The organism is Citrobacter sp. Cpo037, assembly GCF_030332945.1.
Taxonomy (GTDB): domain Bacteria; phylum Pseudomonadota; class Gammaproteobacteria; order Enterobacterales; family Enterobacteriaceae; genus Citrobacter; species Citrobacter portucalensis.
This window is the reverse complement of the sequence record NZ_JAOWGW010000036.1, coordinates 82791-89469: the sequence shown is the minus strand read 5'-3', so window position 1 is coordinate 89469 and position 6679 is coordinate 82791. Positions and strand designations below refer to the sequence as shown.

Here is a 6679-nt window from a genome sequence, read left to right as displayed (position 1 = left end):
CGGTAGTTCAGTTGGTTAGAATACCTGCCTGTCACGCAGGGGGTCGCGGGTTCGAGTCCCGTCCGTTCCGCCACTTATTAGAAAATTAAGCCTGCTACTAAGCAGGCTTAATGATAAGAAGATTTAGGGGCGTAGCTCAGTTGGTAGAGCACCGGTCTCCAAAACCGGGTGTCGCGAGTTCGAGTCTCTCCGCCCCTGCCAGAAACAATCCTTAGCATTATTGCTAAGGATTTTTTTTTACCTGTAATTTGAGTTTTTCCTTCTTTCTATTTTACTCCCGGCATACTTGCCAGCATTTTCCTTAATCTTCCAGAATATTCGTTCTCAGCAGATCGCAAATCAGCGCATGTTTATCGCTATTTTGCAGCCAAACTGCATATAACGGGCGTGAAAGCGTTGTACTGTCGGTAACCGTATGGAGATCGCTTTTACCTTTAGCCCAGCTGACCGGTAGCCAGCTAAAACCTTTGAGGACTGAAAGTTGCTGCCTGGCTAATTCTGCCGAACTGGTGGTAAGTACCGGCACTTCATCTCCCGCAATCAATCCAGCCTCGTGTTGCTGAAAGTCAGGTCCCCATTCCAGACGCAGATAATTCAGTTCATCTTTGGTTTGTGAAGGAGAACTGCAATAGAGCGCCAGCGTGAAATATCCCAACAGTTGGCTGCTAAATTCGTCCATTTTGGGCGTTTCGGTAGTAATCAATAGATCAAGCTGTCGTTCATGAAGCTGTTTTACTAACGACTGTCGCTGCGCGATCCTCGCTTCAAATTGCAGGCTGGATTGTGGCTCCTGGGATTGGTACAAACGCCCCAGCCAGCCATTAAGCATGCATTCCCAGAGGGATGCGCTGGCACCAATAGAAAACTCGTTATGCCGCGAGGTATTCGCAACCTCCTTACGTGCTGCTTGCCACGTATTCATCAGCGTTTCAGCGTAAGGTAATAATTTTTCACCTGCAGCGGTTAAACGGATATTGTTTCTGTGTCGGGTGAACAGGTTTACACCCAATTGATTTTCCAGTTGTCTGATCCGGAAACTAACCGCTGATTGGGTCAGATAGAGCGCTTCAGCAGCCCTGCCAAAGTGGCGTGTCCGGCTAACTTCCAGGAAAGTTTTTAACAATTCCGTATCCACAACTCGCTCCATAAAATTATTTGTCGTTATGATTTAAATCTTTTGTTTGACGCTCTGTCAAGCGTAACTAATACTCCGCGCCATAAATAGCTCGGCCAAAGAATTAGGAGCGTGCAGGATGGCGGAAAGCTTTACGACGACTAATCGATATTTCGATAATAAATATTATCCCCGCGGATTCTCCCGTCATGGTGATTTCACCATTAAAGAAGCACAACTGCTTGAGCGTCACGGTTATGCTTTCAACGAGCTGGATCTGGGCAAGCGTGAGCCGGTAACGGAAGAAGAAAAACTGTTTGTTGCGGTATGCCGTGGTGAGCGCGAACCGGTTACCGAAGCTGAACGTGTGTGGTCCAAATACATGACGCGCATTAAGCGTCCAAAACGCTTCCACACGCTGTCTGGCGGGAAACCTCAGGTGGAAGGTGCGGAAGACTACACCGAATCTGATGATTAATAAAAAAGGGCGAAAGCCCTTTTTTTATGCCAGTAGTTTCTGCAAATGAATGAGTAATCTGTCTATCGCCCGATACCCAACAGCCTCCTGTAAGTGCTGGCGAGAGATATGGTCAGATTGTTCTATATCCGCGATCGTTCGAGCGACCTTTATCAGGCGTAACCAGGCGCGGATGGATAATCCGAGATGCGCGAGCGTTTCTTCAAGCCACTGCGCATCGTCGCTACGCAATGGACAGTATTTATGGATATCCTGACTGTCCAGATGCGCATTTAACTTATTCTGCCGCTGATACTGACGCTCTCGTGCTGCCATAACGCGTTGCTTCACCGTTGCGCTATCTTCCCCTTTTACCTGGCTCTGGCTGAGTATGCCGGGCGGCGGTAAGGGGATTTCGAGGGAGAGATCGAAGCGGTCAAGAAATGGACCTGATAATCGATTGAGGTAGCGTAGTGTCTGCTCTGGGGTACAGCGGTTATGGTTCCCCTGATAATGTCCTGTTGGGCTGGGATTCATGGCAGCAATAAGCTGAAAACGCGCGGGGTAAGTTATTTTTGCCCGAGTGCGGGATAAATGAATCTGCCCGGACTCAATGGGCTCTCGCAGTGCATCCAGCGTGCGCCGCTCAAACTCGGGAAGTTCATCCAGAAACAGTATGCCGTTATGCGCCAGAGATATCTCGCCTGGCGCAGGAATAGAGCCTCCACCGACCATGGCGGTTAATGAAGCACTATGATGCGGCGAACGAAAAGGGCGTTGTTTCCACTGTTTTTGTAGCGTGTCGGAATTGACCAGACTTAGAATCGCGGCGCTTTCCAGTGCCTCATCATTGCTCAGTGGCGGTAGCAATCCTCTCAGGCGACTGGCCAGCATGGTCTTACCCGTTCCCGGCGGCCCGATGAGTAAGAGGTTATGACCGCCAGCTGCGGTAAGTTCCAGTCCGCGTTTACCTTGTTCCTGGCCGATAACATCGCTCAGATCATCTGCTAATGCGCAGGGGGTAAAATCTGCCGATGATGGTCTGTCTAAATCATGCTTACCTTCGAGAAATGCGCATACAGCCTGTAGATGATCGGCAATAAGGCACCCTTCACCGTGTATCAGTCCCACTTCAGCTGCATTCTCTTTTGCGACAATAATTCTCCTGCCTGCGCGAATAGCTTCAGTTGCACTTGATATCGCACCGGGAACGCCGCGTAACGCGCCTGTAAGCGCTAATTCGCCTACCAGCTCATATGTATCGAGGTTATGGGTTGTAAGCTGCTCAGACGCTGCCAGAAGCGCAACTGCGATAGGTAAATCATATCGTCCCCCTTCTTTCGGGAGATCGGCCGGAGCGAGGTTTATGGTTATCTTCTTCGCCGGGAATTCATAACCGCTATTAATAATCGCACTGCGAACCCGATCGCGGGCTTCTTTTACCGTTGTTTCGGGTAATCCCACCATGGTTAAACCAGGCAAACCATTACTGATATGTACCTCGATGGTAATGGCTGGCGCATTCACGCCCAGCGCAGCGCGTGTGTGAACAATCGATAGTGACATAAGCCCTCCTGATGAAAGCATTATGTCGCAATACATCGCGGCAAGATTTCACATAATTACGGTTTTTAGAGGCTTATTCCCGTGTTTTTATGTAGCTCAATACTGCTTGCATAAAGCCTGGAATAGCGCCCGCAAACGCTTTTGAATAACGTTTTTAGTAGGGAACGGGTTGCCGAGAATCACCTGAAACGTGAAATATTTTCACTTTTGATTTTTTGTATAAAAAACAATGATATTTATCTAAACCGTTAACGGCGTCAGAAAAACGAATAAAAAAATATCTTGTGTCATTTGCAAATTCTATGGTAACTCTTTAGGTATTCCTTCGAACAAGATGCAAGAAAATACAAAAATGACAGCCCTTCTACGAGTGATTAGCCTGGTCGTGATTAGCGTGGTGGTGATTATTATCCCACCGTGCGGGGCTGCACTTGGACGAGGAAAGGCTTAGAAAACAAGCCTTAACGAACTAAGACCCCCGCACCGAAAGGTCCGGGGGTTTTTTTTGACCTTAAAAACATACATGAGGAGCAGAAAGTGAGCGGTAGCATAAAATTCTGTTTCTCAAGATTTACGGCGGGGATGTAACTATGAATGGGGCACAGTGGGTGGTACATGCGTTGCGTGCACAAGGGGTTCAAACCGTCTTTGGTTATCCTGGTGGCGCAATTATGCCGGTTTACGATGCGTTGTATGACGGCGGCGTAGAACACCTGTTGTGCCGACACGAGCAGGGCGCGGCAATGGCGGCAATTGGCTATGCCCGTGCGACCGGTAAAACCGGCGTGTGTATCGCCACTTCAGGTCCTGGCGCTACCAACCTGATCACCGGCCTTGCCGATGCGCTGTTAGATTCTGTTCCTGTGGTCGCGATCACCGGTCAGGTGGCCTCACCTTTCATCGGAACGGATGCGTTCCAGGAAGTGGACGTTCTGGGTATGTCTTTGTCCTGCACCAAACACAGTTTCCTGGTGCAGTCACTGGAAGAACTGCCGCGCATCATGGCAGAGGCTTTCGCTGTGGCGAACTCCGGTCGTCCGGGTCCGGTTCTGGTTGATATCCCGAAAGACATCCAGCTGGCCAGCGGTACGCTGGAGCCGTATTTTACGACCGTCGAAAATGTAGAGGTTTTCCCGCACGCTGATGTTGAGCAGGCGCGTAAAATGCTGGCGCAGGCGCAAAAACCGATCCTGTACGTCGGTGGCGGTGTTGGTATGGCGCAGGCGGTCCCGGCCCTGCGTGAATTTATCGCGGTAACCCAAATGCCGGCCGCCTGCACGTTGAAGGGGCTGGGCGCAGTAGAAGCTGACTACCCATACTATTTGGGTATGTTGGGAATGCATGGCACTAAAGCGGCAAATTTTGCGGTGCAAGAATGTGATTTACTGATTGCAGTGGGCGCGCGTTTTGATGACCGGGTGACCGGCAAGCTGAATACCTTCGCACCGAACGCCAGCGTGATCCACATGGATATTGACCCGGCGGAAATGAACAAGCTGCGCCAGGCGCACGTCGCCCTGCAGGGTGATTTAAATTCTCTGCTGCCGGCATTGCAGCAATCGCTGAAGATTGACGCATGGCGTCAACATAGCGCTGAACTGCGCACAGAGCATACCTGGCGCTATGATCATCCCGGTGAGGCTATCTACGTGCCACTGTTGTTGAAACAGTTGTCCGATCGCAAACCCGCGGACAGCGTAGTGACAACGGATGTTGGTCAGCATCAGATGTGGTCGGCGCAGCATATGACCTACACCCGCCCGGAAAATTTCATCACCTCGAGCGGCCTGGGTACGATGGGCTTTGGCCTGCCAGCAGCGGTTGGCGCGCAGGTTGCTCGCCCGAACGATACGGTAATCTGTATCTCCGGTGACGGTTCCTTCATGATGAATGTACAGGAACTGGGCACCGTAAAACGCAAGCAGTTGCCGCTGAAAATAGTCTTACTCGACAACCAGCGGTTAGGCATGGTGAGACAATGGCAGCAGCTGTTTTTCCAGGAACGTTATAGCGAAACCACCCTTACCGATAACCCCGATTTCCTCATGTTGGCCAGCGCCTTCGGCATACCAGGTCAACACATCACCCGTAAAGACCAGGTTGAAGCGGCACTCGACACCATGCTGAACAGCGAGGGGCCATACCTGCTTCATGTCTCAATCGACGAACTTGAGAATGTCTGGCCTCTGGTACCGCCAGGTGCCAGTAACTCAGAAATGCTGGAGAAATTATCATGATGCAACATCAGGTCGCCGTTGAGGCTCGTTTCAATCCGGAAACGTTAGAACGTGTTTTACGCGTGGTACGCCATCGTGGTTTTCAGGTGTGCTCCATGAATATGGAAGCCGCCAGCGATGCGCAAAATATAAATATCGAATTGACCGTTGCCAGCCCCCGGTCGGTCGACTTACTGTTTAGTCAGTTAAGTAAACTGGTAGACGTTGCACATGTTGCTATCTGCCAGAGCACAACCACATCACAACAAATCCGCGCCTGAGCGCAAAAGGAAGAAAAATGACGACGAAAAAAGCTGATTACATTTGGTCTAATGGCGAGATGATTCGTTGGGAAGACGCGAAGGTTCACGTGATGTCCCACGCGCTGCACTACGGTACTTCAGTATTCGAAGGCATCCGTTGCTACGATTCTCACAAAGGGCCGGTGGTGTTCCGTCATCGCGAACATATGCAGCGTTTGCGTGATTCAGCCAAGATCTATCGTTTTCCGGTTTCTCAGAGCGTTGATGAGCTGATGGAAGCTTGCCGCGAGGTGATTCGTAAAAACAATCTGACCAGCGCCTATATTCGTCCGCTGGTGTTTGTTGGCGACGTGGGGATGGGCGTTAACCCGCCAGCGGGATACACCACTGACGTGATCATCGCCGCGTTCCCGTGGGGCGCTTACCTTGGTGCAGAAGCGCTGGAGCAGGGGATCGACGCGATGGTTTCTTCCTGGAACCGCGTTGCGCCGAACACTATCCCTACCGCGGCTAAAGCAGGCGGTAACTATCTGTCTTCACTGCTGGTGGGTAGCGAAGCGCGTCGTCATGGTTATCAGGAAGGCATTGCGCTGGATGTGAATGGTTACATCTCCGAAGGTGCGGGCGAAAACCTGTTTGAAGTAAAAGACGGCATTCTGTTTACCCCGCCGTTTACCTCTTCTGCACTGCCGGGTATTACCCGTGACGCGATCATTAAGCTGGCGAAAGATCTCGATATCGAAGTGCGTGAGCAGGTGTTGTCCCGTGAATCACTGTACCTGGCCGACGAAGTGTTCATGTCCGGTACCGCGGCCGAAATCACCCCAGTACGCAGTGTCGATGGTATCCAGGTGGGCGAAGGCCGCTGCGGTCCGGTCACCAAACGCATCCAGCAGGCCTTCTTTGGCCTCTTCACCGGTGAAACGGAAGATAAATACGGCTGGTTGGATTCAGTAAACCAATAACAAAATTAATATTTCCCCAAAATAATTCACGTTGCAGGAAGACGGCAACGCAGCAAGTCCCAGGAGCTTACTGTAGTAAGTGACTGGGGTGAGCGAGG

The 6679-nt window shown here is 50.9% G+C and carries 7 protein-coding genes and 1 tRNA gene; 6 read left to right on the top strand and 2 right to left on the bottom strand.

The annotated features are described in order from the left end of the window. Positions 1 to 125 precede the first annotated feature (125 nt). Positions 126 to 201 (top strand) — tRNA-Trp (locus OGX94_RS03510). 100 nt (positions 202 to 301) lie between these two features. On the opposite strand, the gene hdfR is transcribed toward OGX94_RS03510, so the two are convergent. Beyond that, entirely contained in the window at positions 302 to 1147 is an 846-nt protein-coding gene (hdfR, locus tag OGX94_RS03505) for an HTH-type transcriptional regulator HdfR (RefSeq protein WP_008787063.1), read from the bottom strand. A gap of 106 nt (positions 1148 to 1253) precedes the next feature. Here hdfR and maoP point away from each other — a divergent pair, with 106 nt between their 5' ends. Beyond that, positions 1254 to 1592, top strand: a complete 339-nt coding sequence (gene maoP, locus OGX94_RS03500; RefSeq protein ID WP_003018025.1) for a macrodomain Ori organization protein MaoP — start codon at positions 1254 to 1256, stop codon at positions 1590 to 1592. A gap of 24 nt (positions 1593 to 1616) precedes the next feature. Here maoP and OGX94_RS03495 read toward each other — a convergent pair whose 3' ends face one another. Beyond that, complete coding sequence (locus OGX94_RS03495) at positions 1617 to 3137, bottom strand: YifB family Mg chelatase-like AAA ATPase (protein WP_048237104.1); 1521 nt, start codon at positions 3135 to 3137, stop codon at positions 1617 to 1619. A 352-nt stretch (positions 3138 to 3489) separates the two neighbouring features. Between OGX94_RS03495 and ilvL the strand changes: the two genes are divergently transcribed. From ilvL to OGX94_RS03475, 4 genes are all read left to right on the top strand, one after another. Beyond that, complete coding sequence (ilvL, locus tag OGX94_RS03490) at positions 3490 to 3588, top strand: ilv operon leader peptide (RefSeq protein WP_001311244.1); 99 nt, start codon at positions 3490 to 3492, stop codon at positions 3586 to 3588. Positions 3589 to 3727: 139 nt separating this feature from the next. Then, positions 3728 to 5374 carry an acetolactate synthase 2 catalytic subunit gene (gene ilvG / locus OGX94_RS03485; protein WP_257662384.1) on the top strand — a complete coding sequence of 549 codons (1647 nt, stop codon included), beginning with the start codon at positions 3728 to 3730 and terminating at the stop codon, positions 5372 to 5374. After that, the gene (ilvM, locus tag OGX94_RS03480; RefSeq protein WP_003018017.1) at positions 5371 to 5634 is read left to right on the top strand and encodes an acetolactate synthase 2 small subunit; all 264 of its coding nucleotides are present in this window, start codon (positions 5371 to 5373) and stop codon (positions 5632 to 5634) included. The genes ilvG and ilvM overlap by 4 nt, the downstream gene beginning before the upstream one ends. 17 nt (positions 5635 to 5651) lie before the next feature. Further along, complete coding sequence (locus tag OGX94_RS03475; protein WP_003829030.1) at positions 5652 to 6581, top strand: branched-chain amino acid transaminase; 930 nt, start codon at positions 5652 to 5654, stop codon at positions 6579 to 6581. Positions 6582 to 6679: the final 98 nt, after the last annotated feature.